Annotated in this window: 15 protein-coding genes and 2 pseudogenes; 12 read left to right on the forward strand and 5 right to left on the reverse strand. The window is 64.0% G+C overall.

Features of this window, described 5'->3' with window-relative positions:
- Positions 1-9 precede the first annotated feature (9 nt).
- The gene (locus P8R42_24670; protein MDG2307786.1) at positions 10-702 is read left to right on the forward strand and encodes an adenine nucleotide alpha hydrolase; all 693 of its coding nucleotides are present in this window, start codon (positions 10-12) and stop codon (positions 700-702) included.
- Here P8R42_24670 and P8R42_24675 read toward each other — a convergent pair.
- Positions 699-899: an MAPEG family protein gene (locus tag P8R42_24675; GenBank protein MDG2307787.1), complete on the reverse strand. Its 201-nt coding sequence runs from the start codon at positions 897-899 to the stop codon at positions 699-701. The two genes, P8R42_24670 and P8R42_24675, sit on opposite strands and share 4 nt — an antisense overlap.
- Positions 900-936: 37 nt before the next feature.
- Here P8R42_24675 and P8R42_24680 point away from each other — a divergent pair, with 37 nt between their 5' ends.
- From P8R42_24680 to P8R42_24700, 5 genes are all read left to right on the forward strand, one after another.
- Positions 937-1,203, forward strand: coding sequence for a hypothetical protein (locus P8R42_24680; GenBank protein ID MDG2307788.1), 267 nt, complete (start codon positions 937-939; stop codon positions 1,201-1,203).
- 252 nt (positions 1,204-1,455) lie between these two features.
- Positions 1,456-3,990 carry a di-heme oxidoredictase family protein gene (locus P8R42_24685; GenBank protein MDG2307789.1) on the forward strand — a complete coding sequence of 845 codons (2,535 nt, stop codon included), beginning with the start codon at positions 1,456-1,458 and terminating at the stop codon, positions 3,988-3,990.
- Between the two features lie 218 nt (positions 3,991-4,208).
- Complete coding sequence (locus tag P8R42_24690) at positions 4,209-4,511, forward strand: hypothetical protein (GenBank protein MDG2307790.1); 303 nt, start codon at positions 4,209-4,211, stop codon at positions 4,509-4,511.
- A 125-nt stretch (positions 4,512-4,636) separates the two neighbouring features.
- Positions 4,637-4,996, forward strand: coding sequence for a DUF4345 family protein (locus tag P8R42_24695; GenBank protein ID MDG2307791.1), 360 nt, complete (start codon positions 4,637-4,639; stop codon positions 4,994-4,996).
- Position 4,997: 1 nt separating this feature from the next.
- On the forward strand, positions 4,998-5,711 hold the full coding sequence (locus P8R42_24700) for a hypothetical protein (GenBank protein ID MDG2307792.1): 714 nt from the start codon (positions 4,998-5,000) through the stop codon (positions 5,709-5,711).
- Here P8R42_24700 and P8R42_24705 read toward each other — a convergent pair.
- A complete protein-coding gene (locus tag P8R42_24705; protein ID MDG2307793.1) occupies positions 5,696-5,854 on the reverse strand; it encodes a hypothetical protein in 159 nt (52 codons plus the stop codon). The two genes, P8R42_24700 and P8R42_24705, sit on opposite strands and share 16 nt — an antisense overlap.
- A 112-nt stretch (positions 5,855-5,966) precedes the next feature.
- Between P8R42_24705 and P8R42_24710 the strand changes: the two are divergent.
- A pseudogene (locus P8R42_24710) lies at positions 5,967-6,521 on the forward strand (integrase core domain-containing protein).
- A 4-nt stretch (positions 6,522-6,525) separates the two neighbouring features.
- Here the strand turns inward: P8R42_24710 and P8R42_24715 are convergent.
- Positions 6,526-6,798 (reverse strand): annotated as a pseudogene (locus P8R42_24715) (lipocalin family protein).
- 681 nt (positions 6,799-7,479) lie between these two features.
- Between P8R42_24715 and P8R42_24720 the strand changes: the two are divergent.
- Genes P8R42_24720 through P8R42_24735 form a run of 4 tightly spaced genes read left to right on the forward strand, consistent with a single transcriptional unit; the run spans position 7,480 to position 11,911 of the window.
- On the forward strand, positions 7,480-8,556 hold the full coding sequence (locus P8R42_24720; protein MDG2307794.1) for a cyclopropane-fatty-acyl-phospholipid synthase: 1,077 nt from the start codon (positions 7,480-7,482) through the stop codon (positions 8,554-8,556).
- Positions 8,557-8,578: 22 nt separating this feature from the next.
- Entirely contained in the window at positions 8,579-9,841 is a 1,263-nt protein-coding gene (locus P8R42_24725; protein MDG2307795.1) for an FAD-dependent oxidoreductase, read from the forward strand.
- Positions 9,842-9,851: 10 nt separating this feature from the next.
- Positions 9,852-10,634, forward strand: a complete 783-nt coding sequence (locus P8R42_24730; protein MDG2307796.1) for a DUF1365 domain-containing protein — start codon at positions 9,852-9,854, stop codon at positions 10,632-10,634.
- Positions 10,631-11,911, forward strand: coding sequence for a cyclopropane-fatty-acyl-phospholipid synthase (locus tag P8R42_24735; GenBank protein ID MDG2307797.1), 1,281 nt, complete (start codon positions 10,631-10,633; stop codon positions 11,909-11,911). The genes P8R42_24730 and P8R42_24735 overlap by 4 nt, the downstream gene beginning before the upstream one ends.
- A 142-nt stretch (positions 11,912-12,053) precedes the next feature.
- Here P8R42_24735 and P8R42_24740 read toward each other — a convergent pair whose 3' ends face one another.
- Both P8R42_24740 and P8R42_24745 read right to left on the reverse strand, forming a co-directional pair.
- Positions 12,054-13,766, reverse strand: a complete 1,713-nt coding sequence (locus P8R42_24740; protein MDG2307798.1) for an amidohydrolase family protein — start codon at positions 13,764-13,766, stop codon at positions 12,054-12,056.
- A gap of 392 nt (positions 13,767-14,158) precedes the next feature.
- Positions 14,159-14,380: a hypothetical protein gene (locus tag P8R42_24745; protein MDG2307799.1), complete on the reverse strand. Its 222-nt coding sequence runs from the start codon at positions 14,378-14,380 to the stop codon at positions 14,159-14,161.
- Positions 14,381-14,469: 89 nt separating this feature from the next.
- Between P8R42_24745 and P8R42_24750 the strand changes: the two genes are divergently transcribed.
- Positions 14,470-14,806: PaaI family thioesterase (locus P8R42_24750; GenBank protein ID MDG2307800.1), on the forward strand; the 337-nt coding region annotated here is incomplete at its 3' end.

A 14,806-nucleotide genomic window follows, 5' to 3' on the forward strand; every position in this document is an offset into this window, starting at 1 on the left:
TTCGGGCAGATGTCGAGTGCCCGACGGAAAGTGTTGCTCTCGTGGAGTAGCGGCAAGGACAGCGCGTGGAGCCTCCACGTGCTGCGCCAGCAGCCCGATATCGAACTCGTCGGGCTGCTCACCACGGTCAACGTCACCCATGAGCGCGTGGCAATGCACGCGGTGCGACGAGATCTCCTCGCCACTCAGGCCGCAGCAGCGGGGCTTCCCCTCCAGGAGATCCCCATCCCGATCGGTTGCAGCAACGAGCAGTACGATGCGGCGATGGCATCCGCCCTCGATCGAGCGAAGGGAGCCGGCATCAAGGCCGTCGCCTTCGGGGATCTCTACCTCGAGGACATTCGGAAATACCGCGAGGAGCGCCTCGAGGGCACCGGGATCGAGCCGCTCTTCCCCCTGTGGGGCGAACCGACCGACGCTCTCATCCAGACGATGATCCGCGGCGGTCTACGCGCGCGGATCACCTGTGTCGACCCTCGCCAGATGCCCGAGGCCCTCTGTGGCTCGGAGATCGACGCCGCGTTCCTCGCGGCCCTCCCTGCCGGCGTGGATCCGTGCGGGGAGAACGGTGAGTTCCATAGCTTCGCGTTCGCCGGGCCGATGTTCGATCACGAGATCGACCTACGGGTCGGTGAGACCGTCACGCGCGACGGCTTCGTGTTCACCGACCTGCTTCCGACCGCCGCGTCGAACGAAGCCTAGACGTAATGCAGGATCGTGGGCACGTACTCGATGAAGTTGCCCCGCCCTCGAATGATCACCGTGTGCTCGGCAACGCCTGCGTCCCCGAACCCAACTTCGGCCTTCGCCCGGACGGTCGCGGCGATCCGGATGCTCAGCCAGAGCAGAATCAATCCCATGATGCCGGAGTAGAAGCCGGTGATCGGAATTGCCTCCATCGAAGTCCTCCTTGGGCGTCGGTTCATCGATCCATGAATGGGCCCTCGCAGCCATCACGCAGCGGGGCCGCTCTTCCAACTGCTGTCCAAAGGCGGTTTCCGATTGAACCCACCCGCCAGCGAACTCCGCACGGAGGTAGAAACGCCCGGAGGAGTCGTAGCGATGCTCACGATCTGTCTGAGCATTGCACCTGCCCGCGCCGCTGAAGAGGGCTCGGGAACGAGCGATGCATCCAGCTCCTGCGCGATCACGAAGGTCGCCGTGACGAAGTTCGGCATCTCCTTCGGCGCCTGCCACTTCTAGAAGAGCCCACCGTACGAACCGCGCGTGCGCCTCGAGTGCGACTCGGGCGAGGTCGTCGTCGCCGTATTTGAAGATGGCGTCCGTTGCTGCGCGCTCGAATTGAAGTAGGGATTCCCCCAGCGGGCGGCGCAGAATTCGCAGAGCCTGTGCCCGGTGCGCATTGACGTACGGAAGGACCCCAAGGCAGTTCGGTGACTCTCCCACTGCCCCGAGGTCGTACGCTCGTTCCGTGCGACATCGGCGGAGGATCCCATGCGTAATTCGCTCTACATCGCCCTTGGTCTGACTGTGGCCGCCGTCGCCGGCTGCAACCTACCCGAGGAAGTCTGGAAGACCGACGAGCTCCGGTTGACGGTCGTCGAGCGAGAGCCCGACCGCCTCGTGCTCGTCGCGGCGCCGAGCCTCCCAGCGAACTTCGTCGACGTGCATTACCGGGTGAACGGCGGTTCACAGCTGAACCTGCGCATGAGCATTGTCGGCCCGCGTTGGCGCTACCGCATCGAGGGGCTCTCCGCGGGAGACGTCGTCGACTACTTCGTCACTTACGAACGCAATGGTCCCGCCACCAACACCGCCTGGTTGCGGCATGTATTCGCGGCGAAGTGGTGCAGCCCGACGCCGGTTCCAACCGGCACGCCGGCCGCAACGCCAACGCCGGAACCCACGTCGACGGCTACACCGGCACCCACACCGGTAACCACGCCGGACAGCACACCGGCGCCGACGACGGCGCCCCCGGGTGGCGGCACCGCGCCCGAACCGTTGACCTTCACCGACTACGTCCATGGGGTCTCCTTCGCAGGAGGCCGCGCCACCCTCCGCGTTCGCCCGTTCACGCCGCTCGCCTCGTCCACTGCCACCTACAGCCTCGCGGGTGGCCCCGAGCAGTCCGTTCAGCTGACACGAGACGGCGACGAATGGACCGTCGAGTTCGACGCGGAGCCGGGACAGACGATCGAGTACTCCTTCTTCCTGCCGATCTCCGACGGAGCCAACACCTTGCACCTGCGATCCGCCACGCACAACGCGGTCGTCGGCAACGGTTCTGAAGAGCGACCGGGGCCGTTGTTGGTGGATACGGCGGGCCGATTCCGCGACCGCCACGAGAACGAACTTCGGTTCGAGCCGTTCATCGCCGGCTACTTCGAAGCGAGCACGTTTGCGGTGCTTCTCCTCGATTTCGGAGACGCCCTCGACGTGACGGTTGCCGTCGCCGACGAGGCCGAGTTCGTCGACATCAAGCTCTTCGATCAGAACCCCTCACGCCCCCACGAACGGTCTCGCGAGGTGCGCGCCGACTACCGCGTCGCCGCGCGGATGCTGGCGTACGACGACCCACAAACGGGTGTGCGGACCTGGCACTGGCGGCAAGAGCGAAACGAGGTGCTCGATCGCGACCTCGCTCCGGGCGAGCTCGTCGATCTCGAGTTCACGATTCGCCGCGTGCAGAGCCAACCGGTGCACAGCGGCAGCAACGGGCAGTACTACACGGCCATCTTCCGACACCGGATGGGCGAACGCGGGCTCACCGAAGTCGTCGATCTTGCGTTCTCGCGGCCCGGCGACGCGACGTCCGTCTACGTCATTTCAGAGCCGCAATGGGCGTTCGCCCAGGCCGCGCGAAACCTGGACCACGACGGTCTTGTGACCTTCCTGCGCGGAAAGCAGCTCTTTGACCGCGACCTCGAGGCAGAAGCCGCCCCCGAACTCGGCCCGCGGTACGACGCCGCCTCTTGTGCCGAGTGTCACGTGAGAGATGGCTCTGCCGCCCCCCCGGAGAACCCAGCCGACGAGCGCGCCGGTTTGACCGTAGGCGTGCGGAGGACCGGCGCGCCGCACTCGGCGTATGGCTCGCAACTGCAACGACGAAGTATCCCGGGTTCCACACGCGAAGGTCGGCTCGCGGTCACGTGGACGTCGGCTCCGGGGGCCCTCGCGGACGGAACGCCCTACGAGTTGGTGTCGCCTTCGGCGCAACTCCTCGATCTCGCGTTCGGCCCCGCCGACGTCACGGCGCTCCGTGTCGCGCCTCGGCTCGTCGGCCTCGGGCTTCTCGAAGCCGTACCGGATTCGGTGCTCGCGCAGATGGCAGACCAGAACGACGGGAACGGCGATGGCATCTCAGGCCGCGCTCGCATCGTCATCGACGACGTCACGGGCGAGACGGCGCTGGGTCGCTTCGGATGGAAAGCCGGGGCCGCTAGCCTCCGGGGACAGGTTGCCCGCGCGTACCTACGAGACATGGGCGTCACGACACCGGTCTTCGCCGTCGACGACGAGACCCCTGCGGCCCCGGCGCCGCTCGGATCGATCGAACTGAGCGACGCGGACCTCACCGACGTGACCACCTACGTTGGCACCTTGGGTGTCCCCATGCGGCTGGACACCGACGACCCCGAGGTGGAACTTGGCTTCGAGACCTTCCTCGAGGCCGGCTGTGCAGCATGCCACACGCCGACGCTCCTGACCGCAGCCAACGGCCCTCATCCAGCCTTGCGCAGCCAGGTCATCCATCCGTTCACGGACCTCTTGCTGCACGACATGGGCGAGGGCCTCGCCGAGCCCGACCCTGCGATTGGGCGGGAGTGGCGAACGGCTCCGTTGTGGGGGATCGGACGAACCTCTGCCGTCGCCGGCCACACGCGCTTCCTACACGACGGCCGCGCCCGGAACCTCTTGGAGGCCATTCTCTGGCACGGCGGCGAGGCCGCTGCGGCCCGCAACCATGTCGCCGCACTCGATGCCGAGCGTCGCGCCGCCCTGCTTCGGTTCCTGGGCTCCCTCTGACCCGACATAAGTTTCTGGTCGCCTCTCCCGGTGATCCCTCAGACGAGACGACCCTGTGCCGACAACGACACCACATCCGTTCCGAGGGCGGACAGCCATCCGCTGCGTTCTCGCGACGGGTTGCGGCCCTGGGCGGAAGCGGCCTCGCTCCGTGTGTCCGCATTCGAGACGCCGGCCCAGAGCCCGATGTATCCGGTCGTCGGACCGGCCGGGAACCTGTGGCTCGGTACGAAGGAGATCGCCTTGGGAACCCGACCCGCACCGGATTCGAAACGAGCATCATTCCGGATACGCCCCTGGTCGGTCCGGGCCGAAGCACCTGGTTCGGAAATGCCAACCCGTCGGGAACCGTGATCGTACGCGCGAGCGGCGACCTCTCCGGCGAACCCACGATTGCCCTCCTCGATACCGAGATTCTGAATCCGTCTGCGCCCGCGCGCGGGCCGGGCAACACGGTGTGGTTCGGCAATCTCACGCCCGGAGTCGTGAACGACGCCGTCGTGCGCCTCGTGCGGAATTGATCCGCGGGCGAAGCCGGTCTGCAACCGACGCTTTACCCGCGCGACATTGAACGCCTCGCGCCCTTTGGGAACGGTCGCAATCCCGCGTAGAAGCATCGGCACGCAATTTGGATTACACCGATTGCATGACACCGCAGGCAATGGTCACTGGCATCCTCTTCATGGCCATGGGCGTGAGCGCGCTCGTCCGCCCGGAAGCCGTCGTCGCCTTCTTCGGCGCAAGGGTCGAAACGGCGGACTACCGCAACGAGATCCGCGCAGTGTACGGCGGATTCGGAGTCTGTCTCGGAACGCTGCTTCTCCTCGCCGACCCCGTCTTCGGGGCATGGAGCTCCGGTATCTACCTGACCGCCGGGGTCGCGCTGTTCGGCATGGCGGCGGGGCGGATCGTGTCGTTCGCCGTCGAGCGCACGGGCTTCTGGCCCGCATTCTTCTGCGTCGTCGAACTCGTCGGAGCCGGGGTTCTTTACTCCGCGGTGCACTAGCGTGCGAGCGCGCGAGGTCCTCGACCGTTCCGTCACACCCGACGGCGAGCCACTCGAGCTCGCCGTCGAGGGCGGCCACCATGTACTGCGCGTTGCCGGCAGGACACTCATGTCGAGTGCGATGCACGGATCCGAGCAGGAGATGGCGCGTGTCGCCCGTGCGAAGCTGGGCGCGCGCCCGTCGTACCGGGTCCTCATCGGGGGGCTCGGGATGGGGTTCACGTGCCGTGCGGCGCTCGAAGTGTTCGGGGACGACTCGTACATCACGGTTGCCGAGTTGCTCCCGGCCCTGATCGGCTACAATCAGGGCGTGCTGGGCCCTCTCGCGAACCACCCCCTCCGGGACCCGCGGGTGGAGTTGTTCGAGGGCGACGTCCGCGAGCAGCTCGACACGGGTCGCTGGGACGCGGTCCTGATCGACGTCGACAATGGGCCGGATGCCTTCACGGCTCGCGGCAACGCTGCCCTCTACGGACCCGCGGGCGCGTCGAAGATGGCGGGTGCGCTGTCCCCGGGAGGCGTGCTCGTGATCTGGTCTGCCGCCCCGAGCCCTGCGTTCGAGAAGTCACTCTCGAAATGCGGCCTGTCGACGGAGTCGCGCAGCGTCTTTGCACGCGGGAACGTGCAGAAGGGCCCTCGGCACACGCTGGTCATTGGGAGCGCGCCTTCGGCCCGGGCGCCGCGCAGACCGAGCGCCCGCTATCGGCGGGACTGACAGACCACCACAGTGAAGCCCGCGCTATCGCACTCGACATCCACCGGCCAAGACCCACCACCGTTGTGTCCACCGTCTACGAAGTCCGAGCCCCCCTCCACAGTGATGAACTCTTCGGTCCCTCCGGCATAGAACGCGTTCACGACCCGAAGGCCCTGCCACCGCGAGACAATGAGGACGCCGGCGTCACAGTGACCAAGAGCGACCGCAAAGAGTGCGTCTGGTCCCTCGCACGGCTCCGCCCGAGTCGGGCGACGCGCGATTCATACCCATCGCTACGAAAAGCAGGTGCCGGGCCATCATGTGCAGGTAGACGTTACGTTTTTGACCCTGAAGAGGAAGCGGGGGAAGCCTGTGGGGCGCTTCCAATACACCGCGATCGACGACGCGACCCGCATTCGTGCGCTCAAGGACTACACCCGCCACACCCAGCAGAACGCGATCGCCTTCATGGGCTACGTCGTCGAGAAGTTTCCGTTTCGCATCAACATGGTGCGCACCGATCGCGGACAGGAGTTCCAGGGGCTGTTTCACTGGCACCTGGCGGATCGCGGAATTGAGCACGCCTACATCAAGCCACGCACGCCCCAACTCAATGGCAAGATCGAACGCTCACACCGAACCGACAAGCAAGAATTCTATCAGCTGCTTACGTACAAAGACGACGTCGATCTCGAAAACAAGCTCGAGGAGTGGGAGAACTTCTACAACTACCACCGACCGCGCGGCGCATTCCGCGGCGCAACGCCCTACGAAGCGGTTCGAGAGAAGCTACGCAGCAACAAAGCAAAAGTGTCTCACGCTACTTGACACATCACACTCTCGCGTTCGATGGCAGGACAGCGGCCGATGTCCTGGGCCGGAAGCAGAGGTGGGCGCCATTCGGTTCCGCGACGATGGCAGCGCGGCAATCCTCATCCAGCGAGATCACGCGATAGCCGCCGTAGACCGGTCCGAAGAAGCTCACCTTCAGACTCGCCACCGCGGGATCTCCCTGCGGGTAAGCCCGACCAACCGCTTCGCGCCACTCTTGGCCCGGCGGATCATACCCCCGGTTCACGACGCGAATGCCGCCGTCGCGAGTGCCGCGGTGAACATCGTTCGGATGTCGTTGCGAGAGAGAGAGCCATGCTCGACACGTCCTCTGGAGTCACCCCACAGCTACGCCCTCTCGACCAGCTGGCAAGGGTGCACTCTCTGCATTTCGGTACTTTCACAGAGGCATAGATCCTCTAGCTAGCTTCCATGGGAAAGGACGGCGCGATGATTCTGGTGGGCCACGGGAGCCGGCACCCCGGGACCAACGCGCAGCTCGAAGAGCTCGGAGCCTCCTCGTCGAGCATCGTCCGGACTGGTCGATTCGCTGCGCCCGCCTCGGAATCTGCGCCCCGCACGTGCCCCTAAGTCGGTGATCCGTGCGTTCGCGACGGGCATACTCGGCGTCGGCTCGCCGGATCAGTTTGATCCACTCTTCGGGCGCTGAATCTGCAATCCAGCTCAGATTCGCGTGTCCGGCGCGCGCATACTCGAGCGCGGGCTCAAGCGCTCGAGGCCGGGGTATGCAGAATACGCAGAACGCACCTCCGCGCTCTTCCCCCGACCACCATGCTCGCGGGAGCCCGACTCCAACCCGTAGCGCGGACCGTCGCGGCGCCGGTCCTCTTCGAGTTGGATCCGCCTTACTCGTCCAACTCGGTCGTCAAGATGGACATTTTTTTCCTTGGCGAACCATTCAAAGCGTCTATTCATTGGAAACGTGGAGTCTCCGATGACGAAGACAGCGACGTACGACAGCCCGGCGACCCGATCTACGGTCGGGCAACGCCTCGCGGAACGCGGCTGGGTTCCCGACGCGATGATTCGCGCGGCCATCCGCCGACTGCTCCATACGCGACTCGCGGACGAATACGGTGCGGGAGGCGACGGTCTCCAGCGTCGCCAGGTGGAGTTCCATCGTTCGCTGGCTGTCGGACCGATTGCCGTTGCGACCGAGCGCGCGAACGCCCAGCACTATGAGGTCCCCGCAGCCTTCTACAGCGAGGTCCTCGGAGACCGACGCAAGTACAGCTCCGGGTATTGGCCAGACGGGGTGGCAGACCTCACCGCGGCAGAGGAGGCGATGCTCGCCCTCACTTGCCAGCGTGCAGGGATCGAAGACGGCATGGACGTGTTCGACCTCGGCTGCGGCTGGGGCGCGCTTACCCTCTGGATTGCCGAGAAGTATCCTAATGTAACCGTTGTCGCGCTCTCGAACTCGCGCAGCCAGCGGGAATCAATCGAAGCCACCGCCGCGGAGCGGGGGCTTCGTTCCGTCCGCGTCGAAACGGCCGACATCAACTCATTCGACACCGAGCTGCGTTTCGACCGGGTCGTCTCAGTCGAAATGTTCGAGCACATGCGAAATTGGGACGCGCTACTGGCGCGCGTCGCCATGTGGCTTCGCCCCGACGGCCGCGCACTCGTGCACACCTTCTGCCACCGAGAGCTCGCGTATCCGTACGAGACCGAGCGAGACGACGATTGGATGGGACGCTTCTTCTTTACCGGCGGGATCATGCCCAGCGTGGACACGCTCCCTTCGTTCGACCACGACCTCGTGACGCAGGATCAGTGGCGCGTGAGCGGCATGCACTACGCCGATACCGCCCGCGCCTGGCTCGACAATCTCGACCACCGGCGAGACCGGATCCTGCCGATCCTCGAGCAGTGCTACGGCGCGGATCAGGGCTCCGTCTGGCACGGCCGGTGGCGACTCTTCTTCATGGCCTGCGAAGAGCTGTTTCGATTCCGCGGCGGTGAAGAGTGGTTCGTCTCGCACACCCTGCTAGGCCACCGCACCCGATGAGATCGACGGTCGAGGACCTCACGTGAAGATCGCCATCATCGGGACGGGGATCTCGGGCCTCACCGTCGCCCGTGGCCTGGCGGAACATCACGATCTTCACGTTTTCGAGGCCGACGATCGGATCGGCGGACACACCCATACCACCCAAGTTCGGACAGCCGAGGGGACGCTTCCCGTCGACACGGGCTTCATAGTCTTCAACGAGCGCACCTACCCGAACTTCTGCAAGCTCCTCGACGAACTCGATGTCCCCTCGCGCGAGACGAACATGAGCTTCTCGCTGAGCTGTCGACAGAGCGGGCTCGAATGGTCTGGCGACACAATCAATTCGCTGTTCGCGCAGCGTCGCAACCTTTTGCGACCCTCCTTTCTCGCGATGCTACGCGACGTCCTGCGCTTCAACCGGGAGGGCCGACGGTTTCTCGAAGACCATCGCGATCTCACACTCGGAGAGTACCTCTTGTCGTCGGGGTACTCCGAGAGCTTCGTGCATCAGTTTCTCCTGCCGCTCGGTGCCGCCATCTGGTCGACGCCGGCAGAGGAGATGAAGCGTTTCCCGGCCCACTCCTTCATTCGCTTCTTCGAGAACCACGGCTTTCTCGACCTGGTCGGACGGCCAAAATGGCGAACGATCCGGGGCGGCTCCCAAGAGTACGTGCGGCCGCTCACCCGCAGCTTCGCCGACCGCATCCGGACCCGGTGTCCCGTGCTACGCGTCGTGCGATTGCCGGGACACGTTCGGCTCGAATTCGACGGCACCCCGGCGGAGATCTTCGACGAGGTCGTATTCGCGATCCACAGCGATCAAGCGCTCACCCTGCTGGCGGACCCAAGTCGTTCGGAGCGACAAATCCTCGGAGCCCTGCCCTACCAGCGAAACCTCGCCGTCCTGCACACCGACGAACGCGCCCTGCCGCGAAACCAACGTGCATGGGCGAGCTGGAATTACCTCGTGCCACCCGACCGCTCCCGACCAGTGGCCCTCACCTACTGGATGAACCGGCTCCAGGGCCTGCAGTCGAACGAACAGATCTGCGTCACCTTGAACCCGACGTTCAAAATCCGCCCGGAGCGGATCCAGCGCGAGATCCACTACCAACATCCGCTGTTCACGCGGGCCGGGATCGCTGCACAGAAGCAGAAGGCGGAGATCAGCGGGGTGAATCGTACGCATTACTGCGGAGCCTACTGGCGCCACGGATTTCACGAAGACGGGGTCGTGAGCGCGATCGCCGTACTCGACGACATCGAGCACGCCAGCCAGATCTCCCGCTTCGCGAGTTGAGGCTGTGACGATGGGCGCAACGGCGAGCTGTCTGTACGAGGGCTGGATTGGCCATCGGCGCCTCGAGCCGGTCGAGCATCGGTTTCGGTACCGGATCTTTCTCGCCTACCTCGATCTCGAGGAGATACCGGAGCTGTTCGCTCTTCGATGGTGTTGGGGGGTCGAACGTCGAGCGCTGGCTTCGTTTCATCGAGCCGATCACTACGGCGACCCCGCCGTGCCTCTGGACGTTGAGATCCGCCGCCTCGTCCGCGAGAAGACCGAACGCGAGTTGACGGGCCCCATCCGAATTCTCACCCACCTGCGCTACTTCGGGTACTGCTTCAATCCCGTTAGCTTCTACTACTGCTTCGATCCTTCCGGTCGTGAAGTCGAGTGCGTCGTCGCCGAGGTCCACAATACCCCGTGGGGAGAACGCCACTGCTACGTGCTGGACGTCGACGACGGCGAGCACCGCGGCTCGAGCTGGCTCTTTCGCTTCGCCAAAAGCTTCCATGTCTCCCCGTTCCTGGGAATGGACCACGAATACGAGTGGTTCCTCGGCGAGCCTGCCCAGAACATCACGAGCCATATGAAGAATCGCCGCGACGGCGCGGTCGTCTTCGACGCGACGATGGCACTCGATCGTCGAGAGATCACCACCGGGACGCTCGCGAGGATGCTCGTTCGATATCCGCTCATGACCTGCCAGGTGGTAGGAGCGATCTATCTTGAAGCGCTGAGGTTGAAGCTCAAAAGGGCACCCTTCTTCGATCACCCGACAAACGCATGGAGCCTTTGGAGGAAACGATGAACCCGGCCACCCCGCAGCGAACAGAGACGCTTTCCCGACATCCGTCGACCGTCCTGGGGATTCCATCGAAGTGGGCGAGAAGCCTCGTCCTCCGGCAACTCCGCGAGCTCCAGCAAGGGTGCCTGACGATCGAGGACAGCCAGGGGACCCACGAATTTCGTGGAGCGGGACTGGCGCCGAATGCAAGCGTGCGGGTCTACGACGACGCGTTCTACCGCGCCCTCGGGCTCCACGGTTCGCTCGGGGCAGCCGAGTCCTACATGCGCGGCGAGTGGCACAGCCCCGACTTGACCGCACTCATTCGACTGATGTTGGTGAACCGGGACGCCTGGAAAGACATCGAGCCGGCGGGCACCGGACTCCGAGCGCCGCTGAACCGGTTCCTTCATTTCTTGCGGCGCAACACCCTCGTGGGCGCTCGCAGAAATATTGTCGCGCACTACGATCTCGGAACCGAGTTCTTCGAGCTCTTCTTGGATCCGACACTCAGCTACTCGTGCGGTATCTTCGAGCAGCCCGAAGCAACACTCGAAGAGGCCAGCGTCTCTAAGATCGATCGGGCGTGTCGCAAGCTCGGCCTACGCCCCGACCATCAGCTCCTCGAGATCGGTACCGGATGGGGAGCGCTGGCAGTCCACGCCGCTCGCGAGTACGGCTGCCGCGTCGTGACCACCACCCTGTCCCACGAACAACATGAACGGGCCTGCCGCCGCGTGCAGGAGCAAGGGCTCGCAGATCGCGTGCAGGTCCTCTGCCGCGACTACCGCTCGCTCGAAGGTACCTTCGACCGTGTCGTGTCGATCGAGATGCTGGAGGCGGTGGGCGCCGAATACTACGACGCCTTCTTCGAGCAGGTCGACTCTCTCCTCACGCCCGATGGGATGGCCCTCCTCCAGGTGATTACCATTCAGGACCAAGCGTTCGATCGTGCGAAAGAAACCGTCGACTTCATCAAGCGGTACATCTTTCCGGGAAGTTGCATCCCCTCGGTCTCGGCGTTGCTGCAATCCGCGACGCGCGCCAGCTCGATGAAGCTCGTGCACCTCGAGGACCTGACACCGCATTACGCCGAAACATTGCGCCGCTGGCGTTCCAGCTTTCTCGACAACCTGGACGACGTGCGCCAGCTCGGTTTCTCCGAAGAGTTCATCCGAATGTGGGAGTTCTACCTCTGCTACTGCGAGGGCGGCTTCGAGGAACGCTACATAGGGGACGTTCAACTGATGATGGCGAGGCCAGAGAACCGTAGTATTCCGATTCTTCCTCCTCTGTCCTGACGGCCCTGCTGGCCGATTCGCGCATCGGATGTGTTAAGGCCCCCAATCACAAAGTGATTACCATTCGACGCATTTTACTTGGCTCCACACATTCCAAACTCGAAGTCGGCTGACTTCCCACACGTCTCGACCGCTCTTGCTGTCAGGGAGCCGCTGATACGGCATTGTTCCGCAAGACCTTGCCGGCTCGCTCGCCGGTCAGCTCCCCCTCGGACACGATCACATTCCCGTTGCAGATCGTCGCACGGTATCCCTGCGCCTTCTGAATCAATCGTGGCACGTCACCTGGGAAGTCGGTCACCAACGTGGGTTGTCCCTCCACAACGCGATCAATGTCGATTACGTTGACATCGGCTCGCATTCCGACCGCCAGCGTGCCGCGATCGCCAAAGCCCAGGATGCGGGCCTGTGCGCTCGTCAGCAGGCGAATCGCCTCGGCCAGAGTGAAGGTGCCCTTCTCGCGATGCCAATGCGCAAGAAAAAAAGTCGGCCAGCCGGCATCGATGATCTGGGTGAGGTGCGCGCCCGCATCGCCGAGGCTCGGCAATACCCATTCGTTCTGGAGGAACTCTTCCACCGCCGCGTAGTCATGATTGAAGAAGCGGACGTGAAAGAGTGCCTCCCCATCACTCTCAAGCATCATGCGCAGCCAGGTTTCGGCCGGATGCTCCCCCGCGGCCTTGGCGAGCTCGGGAAGACTCTCGCCCTGGCTCTTGTCGTAAATCGGCGATTCCCCATCGCCCAGCCAGAAGAAGTTGGGCGCAAAGAACGCGACGCCCTTTGACTGCTTGGCTTGCTCGACCAGCGTTGCGCGAGACGCCTCGTCTCGAATGGTGGCGAGTCGAGCTGGGAAGTCGAGCTTGAGGAGTGCGCGCCATGCCGGCGTCATGGACCCTGGAATGAACTCGTCGGGCGGCATGACCGTGATGTTGGTCTTGAGACCGGACAAGAATCCGCCCGCACGCGGCAAAGTCAGGGCCGTGACGTCGAGTCCTTCGGCTCGCATCCCCTCTACATAATGCGCATAGGCACTCGCCTTGCCATCTGGGCCGGGAATATGGGGCGCTGTGAAGATGGTCCGGCTCTGGGCCGCCAGTGCTTGTTGGCGGAGGATCTCCATTTCGGATTCGAATCGCGTGTACTCGAGAACGTTCTGCACCAGGCCGTTGTTCTCACCGACCGCCTTGGCGATGGCGACCATCTCTTCGGTCTTGGCGAAGGTGCCGGGGATGCTTCGGCCGTCGGGCATGCGGTGGGCCAACAGCCGGCTACTCGAGAATCCAATCGCACCCTCTGCGACCGATTTTCCGGCCAACGCCGCCATCTGCCCGATCTCGTCTTGTGTCGGTTCCTCGTCGACGCCACGTTCGCCCATGACGTACGTCCGGATCGCACAATGGCCCACCATGCCGGCTACGTTGATGGCCGGAGCGAGCGTTTCGAGCGAGTCGAGATACTCGCCGTAGCTTTCCCAATTCCAGGGCAATCCCTTGAGGATGGTTTCGCTCGGGATGTCCTCCACCGATTCCATCATGCCTGCGAGCACTTCTCGATCTTCCGGCTTGCAGGGCGCAAACGTCACACCGCAGTTGCCGAGCAGCGCCGTCGTCACACCGTGCCAGACGACAGGCGTAAGTGCCGGATCCCATCCCACCTGCGCGTCGAGATGCGTGTGAAGGTCGACGAAGCCCGGCGTCACCGCATGGCCCTCGGCATCAATCTCGCGTGCCCCCTTACCGTCGACGACCCCGATCGCCACGATCGTGTCACCGTTGATGGCGACATCTCCAATGAAGGGCTCGGCGCCCGTTCCGTCTACAATGAGGCCTCGGCGAATGATGAGATCGTAAGTCATGATATTGCCCCTTAGGCTTTCTACATTTGTCATAGCTGAACCCGAACAGGCCGCCATCGACGGCGGGGAGGGGCACGCCGACGAGATACGCATCGCCTCTGCAAACGAACCGTTGTTCCCCCCCCCCCCGAACCGCCCTTTCGGGGTGAGCAAGCGGAGAAAGCCAAGCGAAAGTAGGCGACCCCGACGGGATTTGAAACCGAAGTGAAGTCCGGAAACACAACGGTTTTTCAGATCGCTCTCCGGCAGAACCGCGCAAAATTGGGCAGATTTTCTTCCCTACTCACACCGGGGGTGAGTGCAGTTGCGCGGTGACGACGCCTGCGCCACCGCTGACTCACCGACATCCATCTCACCGGCCACGCGCACGCCACCTCACACCACCACGCTCATCAACACGCCATCTGCCCCGCGTTCGTCTCGACATGAACCCAATGCACCTGGTCGATGTTGATCAGCCGCCACGATGCGTCGTGACGCATCACGAGGCCGTTCTCGTCGGGCACCGAGTCGCGCTCTCCACGAGAAGGACAACCGCAGGCGTGCTCGGGGCGATCAACTTCGACATGGACGATCGCCACGACCTCCTGAGAAGCGTTGCGAGACTCGTTCACCGCTGACCTGACTCAGTGTATTGGTCGACCTCGAACGGCCAGGGCGGCACCCAGTTGAAGACTCCCGCCATCGATGAGATCCCGACCTCATGCGCGAGGACCTCCAGCGGCAATCCAGCTTCGGCAAGCTCATCGGCACCAGCGTGGTCCGTACGGATCCCGGTCTCCGAGAGATCGAGGTCCGGTACGAAGCCCAGCCCGAGTTCACCAACAGGATCGGCACCATCGCCGGTGGCATGCTCTCGGCGATGCTCGACTCATCAACCGGACTCGCCGCCCTCGCCGTCCTCCCCGAGGGCACGTTTGTCATGCATACTTCTCTCCAGGTCGAGTATCTGAAGCCAGCGTCGCCCGGCGTGCTCACGGCGACGGCACGGGCTCTGGAGCAGACCGACCGGGACGTTCAGACGGAGAGCGAACTGCACG

Source organism: Candidatus Binatia bacterium (assembly GCA_029243485.1).
In the GTDB taxonomy this organism is placed as follows: Bacteria; Desulfobacterota; Binatia; order UBA12015; family UBA12015; genus VGTG01.

Excerpts from the sequence above, each read along its gene's own strand:
- P8R42_24670 (MDG2307786.1), top strand. The coding sequence starts at position 10 with ATGTCGAGTGCCCGACGGAAAGTGTTGCTCTCGTGGAGTAGCGGCAAG.
- P8R42_24675 (MDG2307787.1), bottom strand. The coding sequence starts at position 899 with ATGGAGGCAATTCCGATCACCGGCTTCTACTCCGGCATCATGGGATTG.
- P8R42_24680 (MDG2307788.1), top strand. The coding sequence starts at position 937 with ATGGGCCCTCGCAGCCATCACGCAGCGGGGCCGCTCTTCCAACTGCTG.
- P8R42_24685 (MDG2307789.1), top strand. The coding sequence starts at position 1,456 with ATGCGTAATTCGCTCTACATCGCCCTTGGTCTGACTGTGGCCGCCGTC.
- P8R42_24695 (MDG2307791.1), top strand. The coding sequence starts at position 4,637 with ATGACACCGCAGGCAATGGTCACTGGCATCCTCTTCATGGCCATGGGC.
- P8R42_24720 (MDG2307794.1), top strand. The coding sequence starts at position 7,480 with ATGACGAAGACAGCGACGTACGACAGCCCGGCGACCCGATCTACGGTC.
- P8R42_24730 (MDG2307796.1), top strand. The coding sequence starts at position 9,852 with ATGGGCGCAACGGCGAGCTGTCTGTACGAGGGCTGGATTGGCCATCGG.
- P8R42_24735 (MDG2307797.1), top strand. The coding sequence starts at position 10,631 with ATGAACCCGGCCACCCCGCAGCGAACAGAGACGCTTTCCCGACATCCG.
- P8R42_24740 (MDG2307798.1), bottom strand. The coding sequence starts at position 13,766 with ATGACTTACGATCTCATCATTCGCCGAGGCCTCATTGTAGACGGAACG.